Below are 25349 nucleotides of genomic sequence, written 5' to 3' on the forward strand. Positions count from 1 at the left end.
TGTTGGTATGGATGAAAGAGCGAAACGGGAGGTCTAGGCCGTGGGACCGCCAAAGTGCGGAGCCAGGTGCGCGGGCACGGTGACGGGCATATCGAGCAGCAGGTAGCTGAGTGCCTTGCCGTGGCTGTCGAGGTTGAGCGAGTCGTTCACGCCGCCGTCGAGCACGTCGTCCAGCACGATGTTCATGGCCTGCAGCTGGGGGAGCAGGTAGCGCGTGACCTGGCGCGGGCGGCGCTGGGAAAACTGCTGCGCCACAGCGGCCTCGGTGACCTGTTCGACCAGCACATCCCACAGCGCGGGGTGCCAGGCGATGACGCTGATGTTGGAGCGGTTGCCTTTGTCGCCGGTGCGGCTGTGGGCCAGGCGGTACAGGGGCACGGTGATGGTGGTTGTCATGGTGTGTGTCCTCCTCAATCCACCATCTCGAAATGCACCGACACCGCCTCGCGCGGCACCAGGCACGACACAGTGCCCAGGCGTGGGCGCATGGCGGTGCGCACGCCGCCACCGCCTGCGGGGCCACAGGTGTAGAGCGCGGTCACCTCGCGCACCAGTCGCTGGGCGCTGGCGTGGTCGCGGTGCTGCAGGGCCACGCGCAGGCGCACATCTCGAGCGTCATTGCCATCGTTGTGGGAGGCATCCAGCCAGCGGCTGGTGTCGTCGCCAAAGATGCTGGTCACGCCAATCAGGTCGATGCGCAGCGGGCCCAGGCCTTGCAAGCGCTCGCGCAGCACCTCGCCCGCCAGGCGCGCACGGGCTTTGGCGCGCGGGCCGGCGTAGGAGATTTCACCCTCGGCAAACCAGCCCGATTCAAAACACACGTTGACCTTGAGCGTGGCAGGCCGTGCATGGCCCTGCACGCCCTCCAGCCGCACGGCGTCGGCGCCCACCGTGGTCACGCGGGCGGTGGTGATGTCGGCCACCACATCGGGCGTGAGGTACGCCGTCGGGTCGTGCAGCTCGTACAGCAGCTGTTCCTTCACCGTGCGTTCGGTGATACAGCCGCCCGTGCCCGGGGGCTTGGTGATGGTGCAGTGGCCGTCGGCGTCGATCTCGGCAATGGGGTAGCCCAGTTGCGCCAATCCCGCCACGTCCTTGTAGCCAGGGTCAGCAAAGTAGCCGCCGGTGACCTGTGCGCCGCATTCCAGCAGATGCCCAGCCATGGTGGCGCGGGCCAGCCGGTCCCAGTCGTCCAGCGCCCACCCGTAGTGCGCCAGCGCGGGGCCCAGCACCAGCGATGGGTCGGCCACGCGGCCGCAGACCACGATGTCGGCGCCCGCGCGCAACGCATCGGCAATGGCCTGCGCGCCGATGTAGGCGTTGGCGCTGACGATGGGCTCGGTGGGCATGGCGCTGCCCAGCGCACCCTGCAGCAGCGCGCGGTGTTCGGGGCCGCTCAGGTCATCGCCCTGCAGCACGGCGATGCGCGGGCGGTCCAGGCCCAGCTCGGCCGCCAGCGCGTGGATGCGGCGCGCGGCACCGTGCGGGTTGGCCGCGCCAAAGTTGCTGACGATGCGCACGCCGTGGGCCAGGCACTGCGCCAGCACGGGGCGCAGCAGGTCTACCAGCAAGGGTTCATATCCAGCGTCGGGGTCGGTGCGGCGGGCGAGCTGGGCCAGGGCCAGCGTGCGCTCGGCCAGCGTTTCGAAGATGAGCACCGCAGGCTGGCCGCTGGCGATGAGCGCCTGCACCACAGGCAGGGCCGCATCGGTGCGGTCGCCCGAGAAGCCGGCGGCGCAGCCCACCAGCAGTTTTGTTTTTTGGTCGTTCGGCATGAATCCGTTGTCTCCTGAGCGTGACTGTAGGAACATGGCTGCATTCTGTGAAATCGATTGTTACGATCAATCCATCTGAAATGCAGATGAATCACACCCACCCCGCATGAGCGCCCCCCACCTGTCCAGCCGCCAGCTCGACGCCTTCCTCGCACTGGCCGAGCAGCGCAGCTTCACACGCGCAGCCACGTTGTGCCATTTGTCGCAGCCCGCGTTCAGCGCCCTCATCCGCGCGCTGGAGGACGACCTGGGCCTGCGCCTGTTCGACCGCAGCACGCGGCATGTGGACCTCACGCCCGAGGGACAGAACTTTATGGAGTCGGCCCGCCGCATCCGCGCCGAAATCACCAGCGCCCTGGCCGCAGTGCGCGACACGGCCACGCTGCAGCGCGGGCGTGTGGCCGTGGCGCTGCTGCCGTCACTGGCGGCGGGCTGGCTGCCCGGTGTGCTGGCGCAGTACCGCACGGCGCACCCGGGCATCGAGATCGACATTGCCGATGTGCTGTCCGAGCCCTGCATCGACCGCGTGGCCAGCGGCCATGCCGACTTTGCACTGGCCGCCATCCGCGTCGACACGCCCGCGCTGCAAGCCGAGCCGTTTTGCAGCGACAACTTCTATCTGGTGTGCCCAGCCGACCACCCGCTGGAGCGCAGGCGCAAGGCCATCACCGCGCAGGACCTGGCCGCCTGGCCCTTCATCCACCTGGCGCGCACCAGCAGCGTGCGCCAGTACCTGGAGGCCGCCCTGCACCCGCAGGCCATGCACACGCTGATGGAGGTGGAGCAGCTCGCCACCGTGATGGGCATGGTGCGCGCGGGGCTGGGCATCAGCGTGGTGCCGGCACTCACGCTGTTCCACTTTGACCAGCCGGGGCTGGTCACACGGCCGCTGTCACTGCCGGGGCTGACGCGGCAGATCTACCTGGTACGGCGGCGGGACGAGAGCTTGTCGGTGGCGGCGCAGGCGCTGTATGCGCTGGTGATGGCGCAGCGGCCTTGAGGGGCGTAGCGATAAAGCTACATATTTGATAGCTTGAAGCGCTCAATAGACGCGAGGTGAAGGCCGTTTTTGCGTCAAAAAAAACTAGCCCATCAGATCGAACCGGCCCCGGTGTTCAAACCGCCCATCCACCACTTGCCCCACCCACAGCGCAGCCACCTGGCCGGGCACAGACACGCCCGCCTGGTTGCGCTCAGCGCACCACGCGCGCGCCATGGGTGCTGACTCGAAAGTGCCTACGGTGATGTGCGGGGTGTAAGGCAGGTCCAGACGCAGCGCTTCGGCCAGCGCGCCGGTGTAGAGCACGTCGTGCAGCAGAGACAACGCGGCATAGCCTTCTTCCGGCACCAGATAGGCATGGGCGCGCGGGCTGTGGGCGTCGGCCCCCAGCATGGCGTAGCGGCAGTGGAATGCGATGGGCGCCGTTCGCGTCGCCACCGCCGCCACATGGGCAAGGTAGGTGGCTTCGTCCACCGCGTTGCTAGCAAACACCAGGGTGAAATGCGGGCGCACCAGCGCGTGGCCGGTGGGGTCGTTGGCGGCGCGCCAGGTTTCGATGGCCTGCATGTCTTGCGGCGCGCAGGTGGGATAAGCAATGGTGTACAGGGTGGGATTCATGGGAGTAACCTCCGCACTGAGTCTGAAAAATGCCACTGTTAGCTGAGACTGAGAGCAAGTATTCAGAGAGACAGTTCGTTGTTGGACCAAGCCACGGCGGAGCGTAAATGGAAGACGTCCAACATCAAGCTCCCATAACAAACGCCACTTGTTCAATTACACCCAGGATGGGACGATGAAAGTTTATGTTGATACAGGTGGCATGTTGAAAGAGGTCGCGGAGCTTGAGGCTTCCGGACTGATCACAACTCACTACTTCCCTTTTGAACAACGCAGCCGGAAGGTGACAAATTTCGTCCCAGGATCGGCTTCCACTTGGGAACAAGCCCATTTGAGCTGGGCTGAAGATACGGGCAGTTGGGATGACGATGCACCAACAACTAACTTTGAGCCACTGAGAAAACTCATCGGTAAACGCGTTGATGCGCAACATCTCGACTCCGCTCTCAAAGCCGGGTGCTCCATCTTCATCACCAGTGACAAAACAGATATTTGGTCAAAGCGAGAGGCCATCGAAGCCATGACAGGCATCCGCGTATTACACATGCCCACGGAGCTTGAAGCGCTGAGGCGATTGGCGGGCAGTCCACCTCGCAAGTTACCGTAAACACAGCCGGCTCACGACATGAGCCGGGCCGCACGGACTAAGCGCGCGCCAGCACCGCCAGCTCCTGGTGCAGCAGCAGTTCCACCTCCGCCGGTTCAAACTGGTCCTGCAGCAGCGGGATGGCAAAGCGGTATTCGCCGCCCTCGTGTTTGCGCAGCACATAGGCCAGCTGCAGGCGTGCCAGTGACTGGCGCAGGGCCTGCGCGTCGCCTGCGATGCCGTGGCTTTGCAGCAGCTGGGCCAGGGTGGCCAGGCTGGACTGGCCCGCCTGGGCCGTGTGGTAGACCACGATGCGGTCGAGGCGGCAGGCGGCTTCGTCGTGGCTCAGGCGGCCCCAGCCGGCCAAGGCGTCTTGCACGGCCTGCGATGCCAGGGCCTGGTCGAGATGGCGCTTTTCGATCACGCGTTCGCCGGGCAACAGGGCCTCCAGGCATTCCTGGCACAGGATGGCGACCAGGTTGGCGCGCTGGCCGCTGGCATCTACCAGGCGGTTCACCAGGTGCTCGTTGTCAAAACCCAGCCGCAGCTTGCGCAGTGGCTCGGTGGCCAGTTCGCGGCAGGCATCGCGCTCCAGGCCGCCGATGGTCAGCACCTCGCCAAAGTTGCGCAGCGGGCTTTGGTAGTCCAGCACGGCGGTGGCGTACAGGTCCCAGAAGCCCGCGAGCATGAACCAGCAGCGGCCCTCTTCGCTGAGTGCGCGCAGGGTGGACAGCTGCACGTAGCCATTGGCCGATTCGTCACGGAAGAACAGGTCGGCCTCGTCGATGAGCAGCACCAGGCGCTTGCCCTGGTACTGCGCCTGCAGGTGGTCCACGATGGCTTCGAGCGGTGTGTCGGCGGGCAGGCCAAACTGCAACGCCATGCGTGGCGCCAGGCGGTGGTCGCGCAGCGAGACGTAGTGGCACACAGTGTGCGGATGGCCCGCCATGCGGCGCTGCACGGCCTTGAGCAAGCTGCTTTTGCCCAACTGGCGCCCACCCACCACCAGGTAGTTGGCGGGCTCGCGGTTGATGACGCGGGCCAGCAGTTGCGCGCGGCCGAAGAAGGCGCCTTCGCGCGTGACACCGCCGCGCGTCTGGTAGGGCGAGATGCGGGTGATGCGCAGCTGCGCAGCCAGCAGGCGCAGCAGCACTTGCAGGGCGTCACCGCCAATCAGCCATTCGGTCTGGCTGGCGCTGTCGGCCATCACATGCAGGTTGGCGCGGTCTTGTGCGTGGGCGTGCAGCAGCGGCCAGGGGGTGTCCACGCTGTGCTCGCTCAGGATCAGCAGCACATCGCTGCCGGTCTGCACGGCGCGCAGCTGGCGCAGCACGGTGGCTTCGTCGATGCCGTGCGTGGGCACAAAGACGAGGCAGCGGTCCAGCGAGACAGGCAAGTCGGGCGGGAACGACCATTCAAACACCGCACCGGGCAGCGCCCAGTCGGTGCTGGGCTGGCAGCGGGCGGACACGCGTTCGGCCAGCGCGCGGGCCAGGGCCGGGGCGCGCTCGCTGCCCGTGGCCTGGGCGCAGGCCACGGCGCGGCGCCAGTCCACCAGGCGAATGTCGGCGGCCTGCAGCGTGGGCTCCAGCCGCCGCAGCCAGCGCAGCAGCCGGTCGATGTGCGGCAGGCGGGCCAGCGGTGTGCGGCGCAGGCGCGCAGGGCGCAGCTGGCCCGCACCGATGAGCGGGTGGCGCACCACCCACAGCACTGCACCCACGCCAAAAATGACCCCGCACCACGTGATGAGCGAGCGCATCCAGCCAAAGGGGTCGGCGTCTGGCGCGGGCTTGGCGGGCTCGAAATCGTCGGTGCTGCCTTGCTGGCAGTTGATGGGCAGGTAGCCCTGCGGGATGGGCGGGTTGCCGGGGCGGCAGGTCCAGGTGTGGGTGCCGGGCTGCAGCTCCACCACCACCTGCGTGCCCGCCAGCTTGCCAAATTCAGGGTTGTGGGCAATGTCGGCCTGCAGCACATTGGGGCGCGGGGAGGTAACGCGCAGCTGCGGGTTGGCAATGGGCGGCGCGTACTTCTGAATGTCCGTGGGCCAGGCATCCAGCTCGTTGCGGGCGTTGACCATCGCCACACGCCACTGCACCAGCTCTCCCCACAGCGGCCCGACGTTCATTGCCGCCATGAACCTGCCCCGCGTGGCCGGGTTGTGCTGGGGCGTGAACACGGCGCTGGCCACAAACAGCGTGACCAGCGCAATGACCACGGCGCGCACCACGGGCCGGGACAGCCAGGGCGTCAGTCGGCCGAGCATGAATCCAGCACCATCCAGCCGGCCTCGCGCACCGTGGGGCTGCGCCAGTGCAGCCGCGCCGCGTCCCCCACGCCGCGCGCAAGGATGAGGTTGCCCCAGAAGAGGCTGCGCAGGTCGTCGTCCTGCAGGTAGGGTCGTGCGCGGCCGAGGTCGTCCGCGCCCAGCAACTGCTGCAGGCGCGCCCGGCTGGCTGGCACCTGCGCCAGCGGCAGAAACGTTTGCCACAGGCGCGGGCTGCTGGCCAGGTGGGTGCGCAGGGCGCTGAAGGCGGGCTGGCCTTCGTGCAGGCTGGCACCCGCGCCGGGGTGGTCCACCAGCCATTGCAGGCCTTCTTCAAACAGCGCGGGATGGCCGCCGCTCAGGGCCTGCAGTGCAGCCACCACCGGCTCGGACCAGGGCTGCTCGGGCCAGCGGTGGCGGGCCAGTTGCAGCAGGTCGGCAAGCGACGGGTCGGGCCAGTGGTGGACCTGGGCGATGTTGAGCAGCGACAGGTCGCCACTGCGGTACTTGAGGTCGGCCAGCGCCTGCCCTCCGCACAGCAGCAGGTGCAGGCGGCCGCTGTGCATCTCGCTCAGGCTGCGCAAGATGCCCGCCAGGGTTTCGCGCAGTGCGGGTGTTCCCTGCTCAAAGCGGCTGACCAGGCAGAAGATGCGCTCACCCGCCATCAGGCGGCGCTCCAGCGCGGATTCAAACTCGTAGTCCGACGCCACATCGCCCAGGCCACATTGGCGGCCGATGGCGGCGAAGTATTCGGCGGGCACGGTGCTCACGCTGTAGGGCGGCTGGATGTGCAGCACCGAGCCTTCGCCGTATTGCGCGCGGGCGCGCTGCAGCAGCTCGTGCCGGAACGGCGGCTGGCCCCAGTGCGCGGGCGACAGCAGCAGCGAGATGGGGTATGGCACCGCCTGGGCCAGTTGCGCAAACACCTTGTCCTGGAACGCGGCAAACGGCTGCGCGCCGGTGGACTCGGCTTGCAACGGAAACTCGGGCGCGAACCCTGCGGCGCTGAGCAGCCGGTTGGCCTCGCTCTCGGTCAGGCGCAGATAGCGCGTGCAGGCCACCAGCTTGTCGCGCGAGCGCGGGTTGGGCACCGAGATGCCGTTGCGCCAGTTGTTGACGGCCTCGCGGCTCAGGCCGATCTCGGTGGCCACGCCCGAGGCGCTGGCGCGAATGCGGCGCATGTAGATCGACAAGAGGTCGGCAAAAGAATCGGCAGACATGTGTGGTGCGGCGGTGGCGGGATAACGCGCTGAAACTTAAAGAGGGCCCCTGCTGCCAATAAACGGCAGGTGGCTGGCGGGCATTGTCATTGCTGCCAAGCCATCCGGCCGCAAGGGGTCGGCATTGCCGATGCGTCAGAGCAACGGCTGCACCATGGGCCAGGCCTTGGTGCAGGCCAGGCCACAGGCCGTGAGCACCGGGCTGTACAACACGACGGCGCCGACCACCGACATCAGCCAGCCGGGCTCTTCGTGGTCTTCGGCCTCGGCTTTTGCGTCCTCCTTCAAGGGCTCTTTGCTGCGGCGCATTTCTTCGCTCTCACCCGAATCGCCAGTCATCTCCTGCATCAGCATCACGGCCACCACCAGCAGCGACACGGCCAATAGCGCCAGGTAGCCGTATTGCAGCGCGGGCTGCGTGAGCGGATAGAAATAGCCCACCAGCAGCGCGGCCGGGGCCAGAAAGAACACGTGCATCATGAGCCGGTACCAGGGGAAGCCATCCACCGGCCTCTCCAGCGCCCCCATGACCATGCGGTAAGTCAGCGCCCCCAGCACAAAAATCACCCCGCCCCACCATTCGATTTGCGTCAGCATGTTGTTCTTCTCCTGAGATGCTTTTACTGCACTGCCATCACCGTGACGGGGCCATCGTCGCCAGGCTGGTCGGCGTCACCGTCTCCATCATCGCTGCCGTCTTCCCCGCGCAGCGCTTTGTGTTCAGTGGCCATGTAGTACAGCGGCAGCGCCACGGCCAGCACCAGCCCCAGGCCCATCCACAGCCAGAAGCCCTTGAACAGCAGCACGGTGACTATCGTGAAGACCACCGCATGCACCAGCCCTTTGAACCCGGACCGCAACAGCAGCACAGCCATCAGCCCCTGCACGGATGACTTGCCGCTTTTGCCCATGGCCCGCGCCATTTCGACAAACGCCTCGGCCGCCTCACGGGCCTCACGCTTGCGCTTTTCTTCCTGCTGGCGCAGCTTGGCCACGGCCAGCGGCTTGGCCGGGTCTTTGGAGCAGGCGTAGCGGTCATCGGCATCGCCGTCTTCGCCGCCCTCACCGACCTGTGGCACAGGCTCGACCACCGCGCGCCACTGCGGGTTGGCGTCCATGAATGCCTGGCGCGACACCCAGCGGCCCTGGTCGAAGTGCATGCGTTCGGTTTCGCCCACCTGGTCGTAGAAGACCTCCATCACCGCCGCCCGCAGGCCGTGGCGGAACAGGGTTTCGATCTGCAGCAAAGGCAGGTCGCCACTGGTGCCGGTATCAAATTGCAGCACCAGGTGCGATGGCGCTGCAGTGACCGACTGGTTGAACCATTCCCCATCCCACAAGGCCTCCAGGCTAGGTGCGCCCAGCTTGCCGGCCCAGCGCTGGGCCTGCTCGGTGTTGTCTGCGCACAGGTACTGGTAGACCAGCTGGCAGGTCTTGAGCTTGATCGGGTCTTCAAAGAACAGCTGCAGCGTGAGGGTGTTTTGCGACATGGGACTGGAACGGTGGTGAACGTATGAAGGGTATTGCGTGATGGCGTGCAGGCATTGTGTCGGGCGTTGCCACGCCTGTCCCTCGCGGCCTTGTCCAGCGCACCAGACGGTCGGTTGACAAACCGTCCAGTGCCTTGGCGGCTGCGCCGAGAGCCCGCACGCAGTCGCATGGGTGCCCGATCATCACCCAAAGCGCCTGCATACTCTCCGCCCTCGGGCTTGGCCCGATCCAAAGCAACACACCGGAGGGACCTTAACCATGCGATTCGATACCCGCTTGTATGCACTGCTGTCTGGCGCTGCCCTGACCCTGGGCCCAGTGGCTGCACAGACGGAGCGTGCCGCCGCCGCCAAGCCTGCTGCCGCTGCGCAAGCCGCCAACCAGTTCACCAACAGCCCGCGCGAAAAGCTGGTGGTGGCCATGCCCAAGACCTATGCCAAGGCCGAGACCATGCTGCTGTGGGGCGACTACTTCAACCACCTGGCGCGCTGCGGCAACATCGACTTGCAGAACCAGCAGGGCGAGTCGCTGGACAAAAGCACCAACATCGACGTGCTGGCCGAAAAGGAACTCATCGACAGCCTGGTGTCTGGCAAGGCCCAGCTGGCCCAGGTCAACCCCGGCCTGGTGCCGCAACTGGTGGCTGCAGGCCAGCCCGCGCCGTTCGGCGTGCCGGGCAACAAGGCCAGCGGGCAACGCAATTCGTACAAGCTGATCCTCATCGCACGCGTGGACAGCCCTTTCACCAAGCCGCAGGACCTGGTGGGCAAGAAGATTGCGCACACCACGCCCACGTCCAACTCGGGCAACCTGGCGCCGCGCGCACTCTTCCCGGCCATCGGGCTGGTGCCAGACCAGAACTACGAAGTGGTGTTCTCCAACGGCCATGAGCGCTCGGTCACGGGCGTGATGCATGGCTTCTACCCCGCGGCGGCCGTGGCCAGCGACCTGTACCAGCGCATGGTGGTGAAGGGCGACGTGAAAGGCTCCAGCATCCGCACGCTGTGGGAGAGCCCACCCTTCATGACCGAGACCTGGACAATGGGCAAGGATGTCTCGCCCGAGCTGCAGGCGCGTGTGAAGAAGTGCTCCTTTAGCTACAGCTTTTCGCCCAAGCTGCGGCAGCTGCTGCCGGGCAACGACACCTTTTTGCCCATCAACTTTGAGCGCGACTTTGCGACGGTGATGGAGGTCTACAACAAGACGCAGAAGGCTGCGCAGGCGGCCAAGGCTGCCGCCAAGTAGGCGCCCCCACTGCGCCGAGGCGCCGACCGGTCAAGGCTGCGAGGATGCGGCGCTGAGCCGATCGCGCGTGCGCCGCGCGACATCCTTCACCCACGGCTGGGCCTCCCAGTGGCGCTGGGCGAACGCCGTGATCTGGTCCCGGTAAGTCAACGAGGCACCGATCACATCCAGGCCGTCGATGAACATGCGCCTGTGGCGCTCGGAGACGGTGAAGGGCGCGCTGTGCCCTGCCGTGCGCACCTGGCGCTGCTCCACATCGATCTCTATCGCCATCGGCCCTTGGTGGGCACGGGCCTCGCGCATGAAGGCCTGGGCATCGTCCTCGCTCACCATCGCCAGCAACAGGCGGTTGTTCATGGCGTTGGAGTAGAAGATCTCACCAAAGCTCGACGCCACCACCGCCTTGAAACCGTACTGCTGCATGCCCCACACCGCATGCTCACGGCTGGAGCCGCAGCCATAGTTGCTGCCAGCCAGCAGCACATCGGTGCCGGCAAAAGCTGGCTGGTTGAGCACGAAGTCTTCGCGCGGCTGTCCGGCGCCGTCAAAGCGCAGGTCGTACAGCAGGCCCGGCGCCAGGCCCGACTTGTCAATGCCGCGCAGGAACTGCTTGGGCATGATCTGGTCGGTGTCCAGGTTGGCAATGTCGAGGAGTGCGGCGTGGCCCCGCACGGTGGTGTTGTTGTCGGCACTCATGCGGTCCCCTCCAGGGTTCTGACGTCAGTGATGCAACCCGTGACGGCCGCGGCGGCGGCCATGGCCGGGCTCATCAGGTGCGTGATCGCCCCCCTGCCCTGGCGGCCTTCGAAATTGCGGTTGGTGGTGGATGCGCAGCGCTGGCCCGGGGCCAGCACGTCGTCGTTCATGGCCAGGCACATGGAGCAGCCGGGCTGGCGCCATTCGAAGCCCGCGGCCACAAGTCGCGCGGCGATGCCTTCGGCCTCGGCCTGGGCCTTCACCGCGCCCGAGCCGGGCACGACCATCGCGCGCACGCCCGGGGCCACGCGGCGGCTGCCGACGACGCGGTCCACCTCGCGAAGGTCTTCAATGCGGGCGTTGGTGCACGAGCCGATGAACACGTGCTGCACCGGCACGCCCGCCAGCGGCTGGCCGGCGGACAGGGCCGTGTAGCGCAGGGCCTGTTCGGCGCTGCTGCGCTGCACGGCGTCGGTGATGTCCCCAGGCCGGGGCACGGCGGCGTTGATGGCCATGGCCTGGTCGGGGCTGGTGCCCCAGGTGACGAAGGGGGCCACATCCGCCGCGTCGAACACGTGCTCCACATCGAACGCGGCGCCTTCGTCGCTGCGCAGCGTGGCCCAGTGGGCCAGGGCCTGCGCGCGTACGTCTCCTGCGATGTCGGGCGCCTTGTCCAGCACATAGGCGATGGCCGTGGCGTCGGGAGCAATCAGCGCACCCCGGGCGCCAGCCTCCACCGCCATGTTGCACAGGGTGAAGCGCGCCTCCACCGACAGGGCTTCGATGGCGCCGCCGCAGAACTCGACCACATAGCCGCGCGCGCCCTGTGCGCCGATGCGGCTGATGATGAGAAGGATCAGGTCCTTGGCCGTAGTGCCGGTGGGCAGCGTGCCGTCCACTCGGATGCGCATGTCCAGGGCACGGCGGTAGACCAGGGTCTGCGTGGCCAGCACATGTTCCACCTCGGACGTGCCGATGCCGAAGCCCAGCGCGCCCAGGGCGCCATAGGTGGTGGTGTGGCTGTCGCCGCAGATGATGACCATGCCCGGGCGCACCATGCCGTGCTCGGGCGCGATCACGTGTTCGATGCCCTGCAGCGGGTCGTTGGTATCGAACAGCGGGATGCCATGGCGGTCGCAATTGGCCTTGAGGTTGCTGGCCTGCAGGGCCGAGGGCGGGTCCTGGATGGTGCGCCAGCGCACGGGGTGGGTGGGGATGATGTGGCTCACCACCGCCACGTTCTGCCCCGGCACGGGCACGCCGCGCCCGGCCTCGTGCAAGCCGGCGAAGGCCTGGGGGCTGGTGTATTCGTTCATCAGGTGCAGGTCGCAAAACAGCAGCACGTTCTGTTCGTCCAGAACGGCCACGGTGTGCGATGCCACCAGCTTCTGGTAGAGCGTTGCGGGCGTGGTCATGGTCGTGTCGTGGTCATCGTGGGGGGGGGTGAGGGGAATGGCCTATTGGCCTGCCAACAGGAAAGGCAGGGCAGCTTCCAGCAGCGCGTCGGGCGCTTCTTCCGCGATGTAGTGGCCGCAGGGCAGCGCATGGCCGCGCACGTCAGTCACCACGCGTTGCCACTCTTTGATCGGCTCAAAGCACTGGTGCACCACACCCCGCTCACCCCACAGGGCCAGCAGAGGCATGGCGAGTTGGCGACCCGCATCGCGGTCGGCGCGGTCGTGCACCAGGTCAATACCAGCGGCGGCGCGGTAGTCCTCGCAGATGCCGTGGGCCGTGCCCGGCAGGGCCAGGCAGCGCACGTACTCGGCCAGGGCACGCGGGTCGAACGGGGCCAGGCCTGCACTGCGCCGGCCCATCACGTCGCGCACATAAGCAGCGGGGTCGGCCTCGATCAGGCGCTCGGGCAGCGGCGCGGGCTGGATCAGGAAGAACCAGTGCCAGTAGGCGCGGGCGAACGCGTTGCTGGTCTGCTCGTACATGGCCAGGGTGGGCGCGATGTCCAGCAGCACCATGCGCGAGACCGCCTCGGGTTGGTCGGCCGCCAGGCGATGCGCCACGCGGGCGCCCCGATCATGGGCCAGCACGGCAAAGCGCGCATGGCCCAGGTGCGCCATCACGGCCAGCATGTCGGCGGCCATGGTGCGCTTGCTGTAGCGCAGGTGTTCGGCATCGCCGTCGGGCTTGGCCGAGTCGCCGTAGCCCCGCAGATCCGCCAGCACCAGCGTGAAGTGCTGCGCCAGCACGGGCGCCACCTTGTGCCAGATGGCCGAGGTCTGCGGGTGCCCATGCAGCAGCAACAGGGCAGTGCCTGTGCCGCCGACCAGCGTGTGGATGTGCTGGCCGTCGGGCGTGGGCACGCGGTGAGGAGTGAAGCCGGGAAAAAGTGAAGTGGTCATGGGCGAGGTGGTCATGGCCGTGGGGCGATGTGGAAGGCGAGCCCGCTCACTCTGCAGTGATGCCGCGCTCTTTGATCAGTTTGGCCCACTGGGGCATTTCCTGCTCCAGCCGTGTACGGGCCTGCTCGGGGGTGGAGGGGATGGGGTCGAACCCGTCCTTGGCCATGCGCTCCTTGAGCGCCGCAGTATTGAGGGCCTGGTTCAGCGTGGCGTTGAGCTTGTCGATGATGGGCTTGGGCGTGCCAGCCGGCGCGAACACGATGAACCAGGTTTCAAACGCATAGCCCGGCAGGCCTGCCTCGGCAATGGTGGGCACATCGGGCATCAGCGCCGAGCGCTTCGTGCCGGTCACGCCCAGGGCGCGCAGCTTACCGGCCTGCACGTGCGGCTGCGCGGCCGACAGCACCGGGAAGCTCATGGCCACCTGGCCCGACATGGTGTCGATCATGGCCGGGCCGCCGCCACGGTAGGGGATGTGCACGATGGGTGTTCCAGCCACAGCTTTGAACAGCTCGGCCGACATGTGGAAGGTGCTGCCCGGGCCCGCCGAGCCGTAAGAGTATTGCCCTGGCTTGGCCTTGAGCAGTGCGAGCAGCTCCTTGAGGTTCTTGGCCGGCACCGCGTTGTTGACCACCAGCACATGCTGCGAGCTGGCCACCATGCCGATGGGCGCCAGGTCCTTCAAGGTGTCATATGGCATCTTGGCGGTGAGGGCCGGGTTGATGGCCAGCGACACCGTCTGCAGGCCGATGGTGTAGCCGTCGGGCTGCGCCTTGGCGACCATGTCCACGCCGATGTTGCCGCCCGCGCCGCCCTTGTTCTCGATGAACAGCGAACCACCCAGGGCCTTGCCCCATTCGTCCGTCACCAGGCGCGCCGCGATGTCGGCGCTGCCGCCCGGCGCGTATGGAACCACGAGCTTGATGGCCTTGTTGGGATAACCGGCCGGTTGCGCCAGGGCTGCAGCCGGCGACAGCAGGGCCAGAGCAGCCAGTGCTGCGGCGGCAGCCGCCATGCGACGGAACGGGCGGTTTGAATGGGCCGGGTGGGTGGTGGTGAAAGTAGCGGTCATGGGTTTGTCTCCGGCAGATATTTGTTGTGGATGCGATCTTAGGAGTGATGTTCAACGCCATAAATACCGTCAAAATTACTTCATTCATAAATTCAAAGCACGAATCAGGCATCTTCATGGACGGCTTTTCTGACCTGCGCTTTTTCGCCCTGCTCATGAAGGAGGGCAGCCTGGCCGCAGCCGCGCAGCAGATGGGCATCACCCCGCCCGCGGTCAGCCGGCGCCTGGCGCAGCTGGAGCACCGGCTGGGCGTGCGCCTGCTGCACCGCACGACCCGGCGCATCAGCCTCACGCCCGAGGGAGAGACCTATCTGCTGGACGGAGCCCGCATCCTCGGCGACCTGGAGGCGCTGGAACGCACGGTGGCCGGTGCACGCAGCTTGCCCCGAGGGCTGATCAAGCTGGCCTCCACGCTGGGCTTTGGCCGCGTGCACATCGCGCCCGCGCTGTCGGCCTTTGCCCGCGCATACCCCGAGGTGGAAGTGCAGCTGCACCTGACGGACCGCCCCGTGAACCTGGTGGAGCAAGGCTTTGACGCCGCCGTGCGCTTTGGCGACCTGCCGGACTCGCGCCTCACTGCCCGGCGGCTGCTGGCCAACCGGCGCGTGCTGTGCGCATCGCCCGCCTACCTGGCCCAGGCCGGCGAGCCCGAGCAGCCGGCCGACCTGCTGGCCCACCAGTGCATCGTGATCCGCGAGAGCGACGAAACCTATGGCACCTGGCACCTGCACCAGGGCGAGCGGCAGGAGACCGTGAAGGTGCGCGGCATGCTCAGCACCAACGACGGCGCGGCCGCCACCACCTGGGCGCTGGAAGGCCACGGAGTGCTGATGCGCTCCGAATGGGACGTGGCGGCCCACCTGGTTGCGGGCCGCCTGGTGCGCGTGCTGCCGGCTTGGTCGCTGCCCGCCGCCGATGTGACGCTGGTCTACCCCACGCGCAGCGACCTGTCGGCCAAGACGCGGGCGCTGGCTGACTTTCTGCGGGACTGGTTCGCCGCACTGCCGCGCACATGACCGACGGCAGGCCCGGCTGCCTTTGCCGATCATCGCGTGGACAAGTCACGGTGCCAGCCCGAGCTGCAAGGAGCCGACGATACCTTCGCTGTATGCCCTGGCACCGTGCAAGCCCATGCACAAGCGCCTCGCACATCAAGGGAATTTCAGAATGGCAACTACGGCGTCTCCACCAATGTCATGGTGGCGAACGGCAGGTGGTGCATCAGCTCGCGCAGCACCAGCAGCGTGCCGGCAAAGACGGGGTCTTCCGGCAGACCCTCGTGCGCCGCGGGGCGACCCTCGGCCACAGCGGCGAGCCGATTGAACAGGCGCTCCATGGCCTCCAGCGTCAGCACGCGTTGAGCCCCGCGCGGCACGCCCGCCAAGGTGGCCAGCTCATGCAGGGCTGCATCTGCAGACCATGGGGCCCACCCCTGCCCGCCGGGCAACAAGCCTTGTAGCTGCCGATGGGCCACGTAGACCTCATCCTCCACGACCGCAATGGCGTTTTCCAGCTCCAGGGGGGTGGGCACGGCATGGCGGAAGAACTGGCGTGCTGTGCGCGCGCCGCCCAAGGGCAGGCTCAGCTTCACGGAAGGTTCGGGCGCATCGGCACCCGCCGCCCAGAGCACCTGTTGCGCCCCCAGATGCAAGCCGCTGCTCCATGCGCCGGGCGCTGCCTGGCGCCGCGCCTGCAGGTAGCTGCGCGTTGCCGGGTCATCCCCGGGCAGGTCTTGTCGCGACGCCTGCACCGAGGCCGAGGCCGGTGCAGAAGGGGGTGGAGAGCTGGAATGGTTCACGGGACTCCTTGACGGCTGAACAGCCAAACGCGCCAGGGTGCAGAGGCACCCCGCAATTGCCCTGCTGCACTCTAACCCCGCAAGGTTCAGACAGCACGCGTGACCGCTCAAAGGGTACAGAGGGACGTGCCTGCCGGGCGAGGTTCACCGCGCCGCCGACACCACGCGCCAGCGCCTTCCTACACCGGGCATCAGGCGCCGTACCTACAGTCGGTTGCCAGGCAAGCGCTACAGCCAGCGCACCTCCCCACAACAACAGCCCTCAGGAGAAACCGCCATGCCAGCCATCTGCATCACGCCCCGCCGTTCCCCCTGGCCCTGGATCGTGGGTGCAGCCGCGTTGATGGGGGTGATGATGTTGTCAGCCTGCTCCACACCGCGCACACCCGAAGGCGTGCAGCCCGTCACGGGCTTTGACGTGAACCGTTATACAGGGCAATGGCATGAGGTGGCCCGCATCGAAAACTCGTTTGAACGCGGCCTGACGCAGGCCACCGCCACCTACAGCCGCAATGCAGACAACACCATCAAGGTGGTGAACCGGGGCTATGACCCGGTGCGCAAGCAGTGGAAGGAAGCAGAGGGCCGTGCAGAGTTTGTGGACAGCCCCGACCGTGCCGCGCTCAAAGTGTCGTTCTTCGGGCCGTTTTACGGCGGCTACAACGTGGTGGCGCTGGATGAGAACTACCAGTGGGCCCTGGTGGTGGGCTCCAGCACCGAGTATGTGTGGGTGCTGTCCCGCGCCCCCACCCTGCCCTGGCATGTGCGCGAGCACCTGATGGAGCGGGCGCAGGCCCTGGGCGTGGATGTGCGCAAGCTCGTTTGGGCCCAGCCCGGCGTGGAGCAACATGCGCGGCGCCCAGCGGTCAGAACCTGATCACCGTACGCAGCATAAGGGGCATGGCCCCAAGCATGGTTCACCCACCAAACTGCGCCACGGGACGCGGACGCAAAACATTCAAAGTTGATAGCAGGCCGCGCATATTCCACTAGCGCCTGCAGCCCAAAAACCCTAAAAACTATCCGCCAGGTACTGTGGCGGCGGCCACCAGACGTTGGGTGTAGGGATGCTGGGGTGCATCCAGCACTTCTGTCACGCTGCCGCTTTCGAGCACCGCGCCGTCCTTCATCACCAGTACATCGTGCGCCATGGCGCGGATCACGTCCACGTCGTGGGTGATGAGCAGGTAGCTCAGGCCCTTTTCTTTTTGCAGGCGCTGCAGCAGGCCCAGCACCTGCTGCTGGATAGTCACATCGAGCGCGCTGGTGGGCTCGTCGAGCACCAGCACCTGCGGCTGCACGATGAGGGCGCGCGCCACGGCCAGGCGCTGGCGCTGGCCGCCCGAAAATTCATGCGGGTAGCGCTCCAGCAGGCGCGGGTACTGGGCCTCGGCCAGGCCTACTTCGGCCAACACCGCCTCCACACGCGCGCGGCGTTCGGCCACGCTGAGTGCGGGCTCATGCACCTTCAGGCCCTCGCCCACGATTTCTTCGACCGTGAGGCGGGGGGACAGGGACGAGAACGGGTCCTGAAACACCACCTGCACCCGGCGGCGCAATTGCTGGTTGGTGGGTGTGTTGCGCATGGCGGGCTGCTGCCACGCCTGCCCACCCACCTGCAGTTGTCCCGTCGAGGGCAACAGCCCCAGGATGGCCTGGGCCAGCGTGGACTTGCCCGAGCCGGATTCGCCCACCACGCCCAGCGTCTGACCGGGCAGCAATTGCAAGGTGGCACCCTGCACCGCCACAAACTCGCCTTTTTTGAACCAGCCCTTGATGCCCGGCAGCGGCGTGGGGTAGACCACGCGCAGGTCTTGCGCCCGCACCACGGGCGCGGTGCCTGCGGGCGGGTCGGCCTCGATCACATCGCGGCGTGGCTGGCTGGCGATCAGACGGCGGGTGTAGGCATGCTGGGGCGCGCTGAAGACCTCGGCCACAGGCCCCTGCTCCACCAGCACACCCTGCTCCATCACCGCCACGCGGTCGGCAAAGCGGCGCACCAGGTTCAGGTCGTGCGTGATCAGCAGCACCGCCATGCCGGTCTGGCGCTGCAGGTCGCTCAGCAGGTCCAGGATCTGGCCGCGCAAGGTGACGTCGAGCGCGGTGGTGGGCTCGTCGGCCAGCAGCAGCTTGGGACTGCTGGCCAGGGCCATGGCGATCATGGCGCGCTGGCGCTGGCCGCCGCTGAGCTGGTGCGGAAAGCTGTTGGCGCGACGCGCAGGCTCGGGGATACCGGTTTGCGCCAGCAGATCGATGGCGGCCTGCGCGCACTGGGCACCGGTGAGGCCCTTCTTGAGCAGCAGGATCTCGGCGATCTGCTGGCCAATTGTCATCAGCGGGTTGAGCGCGGTCATGGGCTCCTGGAACACCATGGCGATGTCGCCCCCGCGCACGCCGCGCATCTCGCGCTCAGTCATCGCCAACAGGTCGCCCCGACCCTGCAGCAGGGCCCGGCCGGTGATGGCGGCATTGCCCGCCAACCGCAGCAGGCTCAGCGCGGTGATGGTCTTGCCCGACCCGGACTCGCCCACCAGCGCGAGCTTTTCGCCCGCGGCCAACGTGAAGTTGACGCCACGCACCACCTCTTTGGCGCCAAAACGCACGTGCAGGTCGTGGACTTCGAGCAGCGCGGGTTTCATGGCCGATGCAGTCATGGTCACAAGTCTGCCTTTCTCGGGTCCAGCGCATCGCGCAGCGCATCCCCCATGAAGGTCAGCAGCAACAGGGTGACCACCAGCACGCCAAAAGTGGACAGCGAGATCCACCACGCATCAATGCTGTTCTTGCCCTGGCTCAGCAGCTCGCCCAGCGAGGGCGTTCCCGGCGGTACCCCCAGGCCCAGAAAATCTAGCGATGTCAGCGCCAGGATGGCCCCGCTCATGCGGAACGGCAGGAACGTCACCACCGGCGTAAGGCTGTTGGGCAGGATGTGGCGCCAGATGATCTGGCTGTTGCTCACCCCCAGCGCACGGGCAGCCTTCACGTAATCGAGCTGGCGGTTGCGCAGGAACTCGGCGCGCACATAGTCCGACAGGCCCATCCAGCCAAACAGACTCAGCAAGATGAGCAGCAGCGCAATGCTGGGCGCAAACACCGCGCTGAAGATGATGAGCAGGTACAGCTCGGGCATGGAGCCCCAGATCTCAATGAAGCGCTGGAACGCCAGGTCGGTCTTGCCGCCAAAGAAGCCCTGGATGGCCCCTGTGATCACGCCCAGCAACACACCCGTGGTGGTGAGCGCCAGGCCAAACAGCACGCTCACCCGAAAGCCGTACAGCAGCTGTGCCAGCAGATCGCGCCCCCGATCGTCCGTACCCAGCCAGTTGTCGCCCGTGGGGGCCGAGGGGTTGGGAGCCTTGGCAAAGTAGTTGAGCGTGTTGGGGCCGTAGCGGTTGAGGGTGTAAAGCGCCCAGTTGCTGCCCGTGCTCAGCCGCTGCTGGATGAAGGGGTCCAGGTAGTCGGTGGGGGTCTCGAAGTCGCCCCCGAAAGTCTTCTCGGGGTAGTCCTTGAACAGGGGGAAGTAGGTCTGCCCCTCGTAGCGCACGATGAGTGGCTTGTCATTGCTGACCAGCTCGGCGCACAGGCTCACCAGCACCAGGGCGCTGAAGATCAGCAGGCTCCAGTACCCCAGGCGGTTGCGCTTGAAGCGCAGCCAGGCACGGCGGGACGGGGAGAGTGAAATCGGGGTAGCAGCAGGACTCATCGGGGCCATCGGTGCGTTCGGGCTAGTCAAACTTCACGCGCGGGTCCACCCACACATAACAAAGGTCGCTGATGAGCTTGGTGACCAGCCCGATCAGCGTGAACAAATACAGCGTGCCCAGCACCACGGGGTAGTCGCGGCGGATCACGCTCTCGTAGCTGAGCAGGCCCAGGCCGTCGAGCGAGAACAGGGTCTCGATGAGCAGCGAGCCCGCAAAGAACGCGCCGATGAAGGCGGCGGGAAACCCCGTGATGATGGGGATGAGCGCATTGCGGAACACATGCTTCCACAGCACCTGCCGCTCGCTCAGTCCCTTGGCACGGGCCGTGAGCACGTACTGCTTGCGGATCTCTTCGAGGAAGGCGTTCTTGGTCAGCATCGCGGTGACGGCAAAACTGCCCAGCACCATGGCCGTGACGGGCAGCGTGATGTGCCACAGATAGTCCACGATGCGCGCGCCCCAGCCCAGTTCGTCCCAGTTGGCCGACGTGAGCCCCCGCAGCGGAAACCACTGCAGCTGCCCGCCAAAGATCACCAAGAGCGCCACGCCCAGCACAAAGCCCGGGATGGCATAACCCAGCAGGATGAGCAGCGTGGTCACCAGGTCAAACCGCGACCCGGCCCGCACCGCCTTGGCCACACCCAGCGGCACGGCGACGAGGTAGCTGATGAAGAAGGTCCAGAGGCCCAGGCTGATGGAAACCGGAAGCTTCTCTGCCACCAGTTGCCACACGTCCTTGTTCTGAAAAAAGCTCTTGCCCAGATCAAAACGCGCGAACTGGCCCAGCATCTGGATGAAGCGTTCATGCGCTGGTTTGTCAAAGCCGTACAGGGCCTTGATCTGCTCCAGCCGCTTGGGGTCCACGCCCTGAGCGCCCCGGTAGCTCAGGCCACCGCCTTCGGCACCGCCGCCGCCCACGCCGGCTTTGGCCTCGGCCATGTACTGCTCCACGGGGCCGCCCGGCACGAACTGAATCACCACAAAGGTCAGCAGCAACACGCCCAGCAGGGTGGGCAGCATCAGCAACACGCGTTTGAGGATGTAGGCAAACATGGGTGGGCTGGCGGGTGGTTATTTCTTGTCGGGCGCGGTCTGCGGTGGAATGCGTGCCCACCAGGTGTCGATGACCCAGCTTTCACCGCTGGAGTACGGTGGCACCGTGACGGGCTTGGCCAGGCGCCAGGCGTTGTACGCCATGCGATGTGTACCGGCCGTCCACTGCGGAATCAGGTAGTGGCTGTGCGCAATGATGCGCTCCAGCGCATGGCAGGCAGGCAGCAGTTGCGCCTCGGTTTTGGCAGAGGTCATGGCCTTGATCATCGCGTCCACCGCCGGGTTCTTGACACCCGCGAAGTTGCCGGAGTCTTCCGTGTCGGCGGCCTGGCTGCCGAACATATCGGCAAACTCCTGGCCGGGGTTGTTGGTGCCTTGGAAGGCAATCGTGGTGATGTCAAAGTCGAACTTCTGCAGGCGCTGCTGGTACAGCGCAAAGTCCACCGAGCGGAAGCGCAGCGTGACGCCGATCTTTTCCAGGTTGCGGATCCAGGGAGTGATGGTGCGCACGCCACCTTCGTTGCTGTCCATGTACTCCAGCACCATGGCCTCGCCCTTCGCATTGCGCAGAGCGCCATCGCGCACCTCCCAGCCCGCCTCTTTGAGCAGTGCCTGCGCGCGCCGCAGGTTGGCCCGCAGTGACGAATCGCCGTCGGTGCGCGGGGGCACGGTCATGGGACCGAAGGCGGCCGCAGGAATGTCTTTGCGGTAGGGCTCCATCAGCGCAAGCTCTTCGGGCGACGGGCTGCCTTTGGTTTCGCAGGCCGTGTTGCCAAACAGGCCGCTCACGCGCTGGTAGGCGCCGTAGAACATCTGGCGGTTCATCCACTCGTAGTCCATCGCCAGGCCCAGGGCCTCCCGCACCCGCGCGTCCTGCAGCAGCGGGCGGCGGGTGTTGAGCACGTAGCTCTGAAAGCCCGACGGCAGCTTGTGCTTGAACTCGCCCTTGACCAGCTCGCCGGTGTCGAACTTCTTGCCCGTCACGCGACGGGCCCAGTCGCCCGCGCTGAAGAACCGCATCAGGTCGAACTCGCCCGCTTTCAGCGCCTCCAGCCGCGCGGTGTTGTCCTTGTAGATCTTGACCAGGATGCGGTCGAAGTTGGCCGTGCCCTTGCGCACGTTGAGGTCGCGCGCCCAGTACTGGGGGTCGCGCACGTAGGTGATGTCCTTGCCGAAGCGCACGGGCCCGATCTTGTAGGGGCCGCTGCCGATGGGGATGTCCATCACCACCTGGTCAAAGGGCTTGGCCTTGCCGTTTTCCACGCCCCAGTCGCGGCTGAACACCGGCAAGCCACCCACGGTGATGGGAAGCTCGCGGTTGGGTTGCTTGAAGCGGTAGCGCACGGTGCGGTCGTTGATCACATCCACGCCCGCCACTTCGATCAGCAAGGTCTTGTAAGAGGGTGAGGTGAAGGGGCCCACCAGCGTTTCGTAGCTGTGCTTCACGTCCTGGGCCAGCACCGGTTTACCGTTGTGAAAGCGCGCCTCGGGCCGCAACCGGAAGGTGGCCGACAGTCCATCGGGGGCGACTTCCACATCCTCGGCCAACAGGCCATAGCCGGTCGCGGTCTCGTCCATGGAGCCCACCAGCAGCGAGTCGAACATCAGCGACGACAGGTAGGCCGGTGCGTTGCCCTTGATGGTGAACGGGTTGTACTTGTCAAAGGTGGACGTGCGCAGGTTGCTCACCAGCCGCAACTCACCGCCCTTGGGGGCCTCGGGATTCACATAGTCGAAATGCGCAAAGCCCGCCGGATAGCGCGGCGCGCCCCACAAGGCATACGCATGCGCTGCCCACGCTGGAACAGCACTCCCCATCAGCAACAAAGCCAGCCAAAACCGCATGCGACAATTCTGCACTACGTTCGCAGGGGCTTGCAGCCAAAGCCGCATATCCACATGCACCGGGCGCCAAGCCTGCATTCCGCTATTCCACAAGGAGATTTCACATGGGTTTTCTGACCGGCAAGAAGCTGCTCATCACGGGCGTGCTGTCCAACCGCTCCATTGCCTACGGCATTGCCAAGGCATGCCACGAACAAGGCGCCGAGCTGGCGTTCAGCTACGTGGGCGAGCGCTTCAAGGACCGCATCACCGACTTTGCGGCAGAGTTCAACTCCCAGCTGGTGTTTGACTGCGACGTGGCCAGCGACGAGCAGATCGCGCGCATGTTTGCGGACCTGTCGCAGACCTGGCCGAAGTTTGACGGCTTTGTGCACAGCATCGGCTTTGCACCGCGCGAGGCCATTGCGGGCAACTTTCTGGACGGCCTGAGCCGCGAAGGCTTCCGCATTGCGCACGACATCAGCGCCTACAGCTTCCCGGCCATGGCCAAGGCGGCCCTGCCCTACCTGAACGACAAGTCGTCGCTGCTGACCCTGAGCTACCTGGGCGCGCTGCGCTCCATCCCCAACTACAACACCATGGGTCTGGCCAAGGCCAGCCTGGAGGCCAGCGTGCGCTACCTGGCAGAGGCCGTGGGCCGCACCGAAGACGGCCGCAGCATCCGTGCCAACGGCATCAGCGCGGGCCCTATCAAGACCCTGGCCGCCAGCGGCATCAAGGACTTTGGCAAGCTGCTCAGCCGCGTGGCCGACGCCTCGCCCCTGCGCCGCAACGTGACGATTGAAGACGTGGGCAATGTGGCAGCCTTCCTGCTGTCGGACCTGGCATCGGGCATGACGGCCGAGATCACCTATGTAGACGGCGGCTTCAGCCAGACCGCAGGCCTGAGCGCCGACCAGGTGTAATCCACGCAGCGGGCTAACAGCCTTTTTTGCACGAAACAGGCTTCTAGCGCTAGTAAAACATGCGCTAGAAGCTATTTTTTTGATAGCACCCTACAAAATGCTCCGCAGACATTGCCTGGCCTGGCTGGGCCTTGCACCCTTGGCCGCACTGACCACCCCCCAGGCCTGGGCCGCCGAAGCACCCGCCCTGTTGCTGGCCAATGTGTACCGCCCCGGCATGCGCCTTGCGGACTACTGGGTGAGCGAAAAATACGACGGCGTGCGTGGCTACTGGGACGGCCATACGCTGCGCACGCGGGGTGGTGAAACCGTGGCGGTCCCATCTTGGTTCACCGCCGGCTGGCCCGACACGCCCATGGACGGCGAGCTGTGGGCAGGACGCGGCCGGTTCAGCCACGCCCAGTCCACCGTGCGCCAGCAGCAGCCGGACGATGCCGCCTGGCGCGAGATGCGCTTCATGGTGTTTGACCTGCCCGCGCACGGCGGCACGTTTGACCAGCGCCTGCCCGCGCTGAACCAGCTCGTAGAGTCGCTGGACCAGCCATGGGTGCAGGCGGTGCTCCAGCAGCGTGTGGCGAGTGACGCCGCACTGCAAAAGCTGCTGCTGCGCACCGTGCGCGCGGGTGGCGAGGGGCTGATGCTGCACCGGGGCGCATCGATGTACCGCGCAGGGCGCAGTGACGACCTCATCAAGGTCAAGACCCACGAAGACACCGAGGCCAAAGTGGTCGCCCATCTGCCCGGCCAGGGCCGCCACGCCGGGCGGCTGGGCGCCCTGGTGGTGGAGATGCCTTCGGGCCAGCGGTTTCGGCTGGGCGCAGGGTTGACCGACGCGGAGCGCGACCACCCGCCGCCCGTGGGCAGCTGGGTGACCTACCGCTTCAGAGGCACCCACGACAGCGGCGTGCCACGCTTCGCGAGTTTTGTGCGGGTGCGAGACGACATGCCGCCCACCCGCTGACGGGGCCACCGCAAACCCGAGCTGATTTCGACGAGATGGCGATACGCGAGCTTAGCGCGGCAGCGCATGCCGCCTCGCCCCCATCCGTTGCGCAATCAGTTGGGCAACAACACCTTGTCCACCACGTGGATCACACCGTTGGACTGGTACACGTCGGCAATCGTCACCGTCGCCGTACCGCCCTTTTCGTCCGTCACCATGACGGCATTGCCGCTGGCCTTGGCGGTGAGTGTTCCGCCCGCCACCGTCTTGAGGCTGGCCATGCCTTTGCCATCGGCAATCATCTTCGATAGCGCTGCAGCGTCGTACTTGCCTGCAACCACGTGGTAGGTGAGCACCTTGGTCAATGTGGGCTTGCTCTCGGGCTTGAGCAGCGTGTCCACCGTGCCGGCGGGCAGCGCGGCAAATGCCGCATTGGTGGGCGCAAACACCGTGAACGGGCCAGGGCCCTTGAGCGTCTCCACCAGGCCAGCCGCCTTGACCGCAGCCACCAGGGTGGTGTGGTCCTTGGAGTTCACGGCGTTGTCGATGATGTCCTTGCTGGCCAGCATGGGCGCGCCGCCCACCATGACCTGCGCCATGGCAGGCACAGCGGCAGCTGCCATGGCAGCCGTCAGAGCGATTGTGGCAAGGCGGGCGTTGAATCGAAGGGTCATGAAGATCTCCTGAGTGGTTTGTGAAGACAGTCACCGCATGAGAATCACGCGGCTGATAGTCAATACGACCTCAACACCACAACGGATTCAAGCGCATAAAAAAA

General features: G+C 66.3%; 24 protein-coding genes. 7 read left to right on the forward strand and 17 right to left on the reverse strand.

Translation table 11 applies throughout. The annotated features are described in order from the left end of the window. Window positions 1–33: 33 nt before the first annotated feature. Together ACT531_RS07085 and ACT531_RS07090 are read right to left on the reverse strand one after the other, a co-directional pair. Window positions 34–396 (reverse strand): AtuA-related protein, encoded by a 363-nt coding sequence (locus ACT531_RS07085; RefSeq protein WP_476016942.1) that lies wholly within the window; start codon window positions 394–396, stop codon window positions 34–36. A 14-nt stretch (window positions 397–410) separates the two neighbouring features. Then, on the reverse strand, window positions 411–1775 hold the full coding sequence (locus tag ACT531_RS07090) for an acyclic terpene utilization AtuA family protein (RefSeq protein WP_444824357.1): 1365 nt from the start codon (window positions 1773–1775) through the stop codon (window positions 411–413). Between the two features lie 106 nt (window positions 1776–1881). Here ACT531_RS07090 and ACT531_RS07095 point away from each other — a divergent pair, with 106 nt between their 5' ends. Then, on the forward strand, window positions 1882–2775 hold the full coding sequence (locus ACT531_RS07095) for a LysR family transcriptional regulator (RefSeq protein WP_476016943.1): 894 nt from the start codon (window positions 1882–1884) through the stop codon (window positions 2773–2775). 84 nt (window positions 2776–2859) lie between these two features. Here ACT531_RS07095 and ACT531_RS07100 read toward each other — a convergent pair whose 3' ends face one another. Then, on the reverse strand, window positions 2860–3393 hold the full coding sequence (locus ACT531_RS07100) for a 2'-5' RNA ligase family protein (RefSeq protein WP_209820262.1): 534 nt from the start codon (window positions 3391–3393) through the stop codon (window positions 2860–2862). A 148-nt stretch (window positions 3394–3541) separates the two neighbouring features. Between ACT531_RS07100 and ACT531_RS07105 the strand changes: the two genes are divergently transcribed. Continuing rightward, window positions 3542–4000 (forward strand): PIN domain-containing protein, encoded by a 459-nt coding sequence (locus ACT531_RS07105; RefSeq protein ID WP_209820263.1) that lies wholly within the window; start codon window positions 3542–3544, stop codon window positions 3998–4000. A 37-nt stretch (window positions 4001–4037) separates the two neighbouring features. Here ACT531_RS07105 and ACT531_RS07110 read toward each other — a convergent pair whose 3' ends face one another. From ACT531_RS07110 to ACT531_RS07125, 4 genes are all read right to left on the reverse strand, one after another. Then, entirely contained in the window at window positions 4038–6242 is a 2205-nt protein-coding gene (locus tag ACT531_RS07110; protein WP_476016944.1) for an ATP-binding protein, read from the reverse strand. Continuing rightward, window positions 6227–7462 (reverse strand): hypothetical protein, encoded by a 1236-nt coding sequence (locus ACT531_RS07115; RefSeq protein WP_476016945.1) that lies wholly within the window; start codon window positions 7460–7462, stop codon window positions 6227–6229. The genes ACT531_RS07110 and ACT531_RS07115 overlap by 16 nt, the downstream gene beginning before the upstream one ends. A 135-nt stretch (window positions 7463–7597) precedes the next feature. After that, a complete protein-coding gene (locus ACT531_RS07120; protein WP_309824789.1) occupies window positions 7598–8059 on the reverse strand; it encodes a hypothetical protein in 462 nt (153 codons plus the stop codon). 23 nt (window positions 8060–8082) lie between these two features. Continuing rightward, window positions 8083–8952, reverse strand: a complete 870-nt coding sequence (locus ACT531_RS07125; RefSeq protein ID WP_476016946.1) for a hypothetical protein — start codon at window positions 8950–8952, stop codon at window positions 8083–8085. A gap of 259 nt (window positions 8953–9211) precedes the next feature. Between ACT531_RS07125 and ACT531_RS07130 the strand changes: the two genes are divergently transcribed. Beyond that, window positions 9212–10198: a PhnD/SsuA/transferrin family substrate-binding protein gene (locus tag ACT531_RS07130; RefSeq protein WP_476016947.1), complete on the forward strand. Its 987-nt coding sequence runs from the start codon at window positions 9212–9214 to the stop codon at window positions 10196–10198. Between the two features lie 30 nt (window positions 10199–10228). On the opposite strand, the gene leuD is transcribed toward ACT531_RS07130, so the two are convergent. From leuD to ACT531_RS07150, 4 genes are read right to left on the reverse strand one after another with little or no spacing between them, the layout of a single operon-like run. Next, window positions 10229–10894: a 3-isopropylmalate dehydratase small subunit gene (gene leuD / locus ACT531_RS07135; protein ID WP_476016948.1), complete on the reverse strand. Its 666-nt coding sequence runs from the start codon at window positions 10892–10894 to the stop codon at window positions 10229–10231. Further along, window positions 10891–12309, reverse strand: a complete 1419-nt coding sequence (gene leuC, locus ACT531_RS07140) for a 3-isopropylmalate dehydratase large subunit (protein ID WP_476016949.1) — start codon at window positions 12307–12309, stop codon at window positions 10891–10893. Before leuC ends, leuD begins: the two co-directional genes overlap by 4 nt. 42 nt (window positions 12310–12351) lie before the next feature. Beyond that, on the reverse strand, window positions 12352–13251 hold the full coding sequence (locus tag ACT531_RS07145; protein ID WP_476016950.1) for an alpha/beta fold hydrolase: 900 nt from the start codon (window positions 13249–13251) through the stop codon (window positions 12352–12354). Between the two features lie 46 nt (window positions 13252–13297). Further along, window positions 13298–14266, reverse strand: a complete 969-nt coding sequence (locus ACT531_RS07150) for a tripartite tricarboxylate transporter substrate binding protein (protein WP_476017002.1) — start codon at window positions 14264–14266, stop codon at window positions 13298–13300. A gap of 173 nt (window positions 14267–14439) precedes the next feature. Here ACT531_RS07150 and ACT531_RS07155 point away from each other — a divergent pair, with 173 nt between their 5' ends. Further along, window positions 14440–15339 carry a LysR family transcriptional regulator gene (locus tag ACT531_RS07155; RefSeq protein WP_476016951.1) on the forward strand — a complete coding sequence of 300 codons (900 nt, stop codon included), beginning with the start codon at window positions 14440–14442 and terminating at the stop codon, window positions 15337–15339. A gap of 158 nt (window positions 15340–15497) precedes the next feature. Here ACT531_RS07155 and ACT531_RS07160 read toward each other — a convergent pair whose 3' ends face one another. Continuing rightward, window positions 15498–16121 carry a hypothetical protein gene (locus ACT531_RS07160; protein ID WP_476016952.1) on the reverse strand — a complete coding sequence of 208 codons (624 nt, stop codon included), beginning with the start codon at window positions 16119–16121 and terminating at the stop codon, window positions 15498–15500. 277 nt (window positions 16122–16398) lie between these two features. On the opposite strand from ACT531_RS07160, the gene ACT531_RS07165 reads away from it, so the two are divergent. After that, entirely contained in the window at window positions 16399–16998 is a 600-nt protein-coding gene (locus tag ACT531_RS07165) for a lipocalin family protein (protein WP_476016953.1), read from the forward strand. Window positions 16999–17140: 142 nt separating this feature from the next. Here the strand turns inward: ACT531_RS07165 and ACT531_RS07170 are convergent, their stop codons facing one another. From ACT531_RS07170 to ACT531_RS07185, 4 genes are read right to left on the reverse strand one after another with little or no spacing between them, the layout of a single operon-like run. Then, complete coding sequence (locus tag ACT531_RS07170; protein ID WP_476016954.1) at window positions 17141–18775, reverse strand: ABC transporter ATP-binding protein; 1635 nt, start codon at window positions 18773–18775, stop codon at window positions 17141–17143. A gap of 2 nt (window positions 18776–18777) precedes the next feature. Beyond that, window positions 18778–19833, reverse strand: a complete 1056-nt coding sequence (locus ACT531_RS07175; protein ID WP_476016955.1) for an ABC transporter permease — start codon at window positions 19831–19833, stop codon at window positions 18778–18780. A 13-nt stretch (window positions 19834–19846) separates the two neighbouring features. Beyond that, window positions 19847–20878: a microcin C ABC transporter permease YejB gene (locus ACT531_RS07180; protein ID WP_476016956.1), complete on the reverse strand. Its 1032-nt coding sequence runs from the start codon at window positions 20876–20878 to the stop codon at window positions 19847–19849. An 18-nt stretch (window positions 20879–20896) separates the two neighbouring features. Then, the gene (locus ACT531_RS07185; protein ID WP_476016957.1) at window positions 20897–22723 is read right to left on the reverse strand and encodes an extracellular solute-binding protein; all 1827 of its coding nucleotides are present in this window, start codon (window positions 22721–22723) and stop codon (window positions 20897–20899) included. Window positions 22724–22827: 104 nt separating this feature from the next. On the opposite strand from ACT531_RS07185, the gene fabI reads away from it, so the two are divergent. Further along, window positions 22828–23628 (forward strand): enoyl-ACP reductase FabI, encoded by an 801-nt coding sequence (fabI, locus tag ACT531_RS07190; RefSeq protein ID WP_056064037.1) that lies wholly within the window; start codon window positions 22828–22830, stop codon window positions 23626–23628. Between the two features lie 97 nt (window positions 23629–23725). Further along, window positions 23726–24589 (forward strand): DNA ligase, encoded by an 864-nt coding sequence (locus ACT531_RS07195; RefSeq protein ID WP_476016958.1) that lies wholly within the window; start codon window positions 23726–23728, stop codon window positions 24587–24589. Window positions 24590–24684: 95 nt separating this feature from the next. Here ACT531_RS07195 and ACT531_RS07200 read toward each other — a convergent pair whose 3' ends face one another. After that, entirely contained in the window at window positions 24685–25245 is a 561-nt protein-coding gene (locus ACT531_RS07200) for a fasciclin domain-containing protein (protein WP_291447279.1), read from the reverse strand. Window positions 25246–25349: the final 104 nt, after the last annotated feature.

Source organism: Acidovorax sp. DMC1 (assembly GCF_056314325.1).

Bases quoted from the DNA above. Each gene is read 5' to 3' on its own strand.
- ACT531_RS07085 (WP_476016942.1), bottom strand. From the start codon at position 396: ATGACAACCACCATCACCGTGCCCCTGTACCGCCTGGCCCACAGCCGC.
- ACT531_RS07090 (WP_444824357.1), bottom strand. From the start codon at position 1,775: ATGCCGAACGACCAAAAAACAAAACTGCTGGTGGGCTGCGCCGCCGGC.
- ACT531_RS07095 (WP_476016943.1), top strand. From the start codon at position 1,882: ATGAGCGCCCCCCACCTGTCCAGCCGCCAGCTCGACGCCTTCCTCGCA.
- ACT531_RS07100 (WP_209820262.1), bottom strand. From the start codon at position 3,393: ATGAATCCCACCCTGTACACCATTGCTTATCCCACCTGCGCGCCGCAA.
- ACT531_RS07110 (WP_476016944.1), bottom strand. From the start codon at position 6,242: ATGCTCGGCCGACTGACGCCCTGGCTGTCCCGGCCCGTGGTGCGCGCC.
- ACT531_RS07115 (WP_476016945.1), bottom strand. From the start codon at position 7,462: ATGTCTGCCGATTCTTTTGCCGACCTCTTGTCGATCTACATGCGCCGC.
- ACT531_RS07120 (WP_309824789.1), bottom strand. From the start codon at position 8,059: ATGCTGACGCAAATCGAATGGTGGGGCGGGGTGATTTTTGTGCTGGGG.
- ACT531_RS07125 (WP_476016946.1), bottom strand. From the start codon at position 8,952: ATGTCGCAAAACACCCTCACGCTGCAGCTGTTCTTTGAAGACCCGATC.
- ACT531_RS07130 (WP_476016947.1), top strand. From the start codon at position 9,212: ATGCGATTCGATACCCGCTTGTATGCACTGCTGTCTGGCGCTGCCCTG.
- leuD (WP_476016948.1), bottom strand. From the start codon at position 10,894: ATGAGTGCCGACAACAACACCACCGTGCGGGGCCACGCCGCACTCCTC.
- leuC (WP_476016949.1), bottom strand. From the start codon at position 12,309: ATGACCACGCCCGCAACGCTCTACCAGAAGCTGGTGGCATCGCACACC.
- ACT531_RS07145 (WP_476016950.1), bottom strand. From the start codon at position 13,251: ATGACCACTTCACTTTTTCCCGGCTTCACTCCTCACCGCGTGCCCACG.
- ACT531_RS07150 (WP_476017002.1), bottom strand. From the start codon at position 14,266: ATGGCGGCTGCCGCCGCAGCACTGGCTGCTCTGGCCCTGCTGTCGCCG.
- ACT531_RS07155 (WP_476016951.1), top strand. From the start codon at position 14,440: ATGGACGGCTTTTCTGACCTGCGCTTTTTCGCCCTGCTCATGAAGGAG.
- ACT531_RS07165 (WP_476016953.1), top strand. From the start codon at position 16,399: ATGCCAGCCATCTGCATCACGCCCCGCCGTTCCCCCTGGCCCTGGATC.
- ACT531_RS07170 (WP_476016954.1), bottom strand. From the start codon at position 18,775: ATGACTGCATCGGCCATGAAACCCGCGCTGCTCGAAGTCCACGACCTG.
- ACT531_RS07175 (WP_476016955.1), bottom strand. From the start codon at position 19,833: ATGGCCCCGATGAGTCCTGCTGCTACCCCGATTTCACTCTCCCCGTCC.
- ACT531_RS07180 (WP_476016956.1), bottom strand. From the start codon at position 20,878: ATGTTTGCCTACATCCTCAAACGCGTGTTGCTGATGCTGCCCACCCTG.
- ACT531_RS07185 (WP_476016957.1), bottom strand. From the start codon at position 22,723: ATGCGGTTTTGGCTGGCTTTGTTGCTGATGGGGAGTGCTGTTCCAGCG.
- fabI (WP_056064037.1), top strand. From the start codon at position 22,828: ATGGGTTTTCTGACCGGCAAGAAGCTGCTCATCACGGGCGTGCTGTCC.
- ACT531_RS07195 (WP_476016958.1), top strand. From the start codon at position 23,726: ATGCTCCGCAGACATTGCCTGGCCTGGCTGGGCCTTGCACCCTTGGCC.
- ACT531_RS07200 (WP_291447279.1), bottom strand. From the start codon at position 25,245: ATGACCCTTCGATTCAACGCCCGCCTTGCCACAATCGCTCTGACGGCT.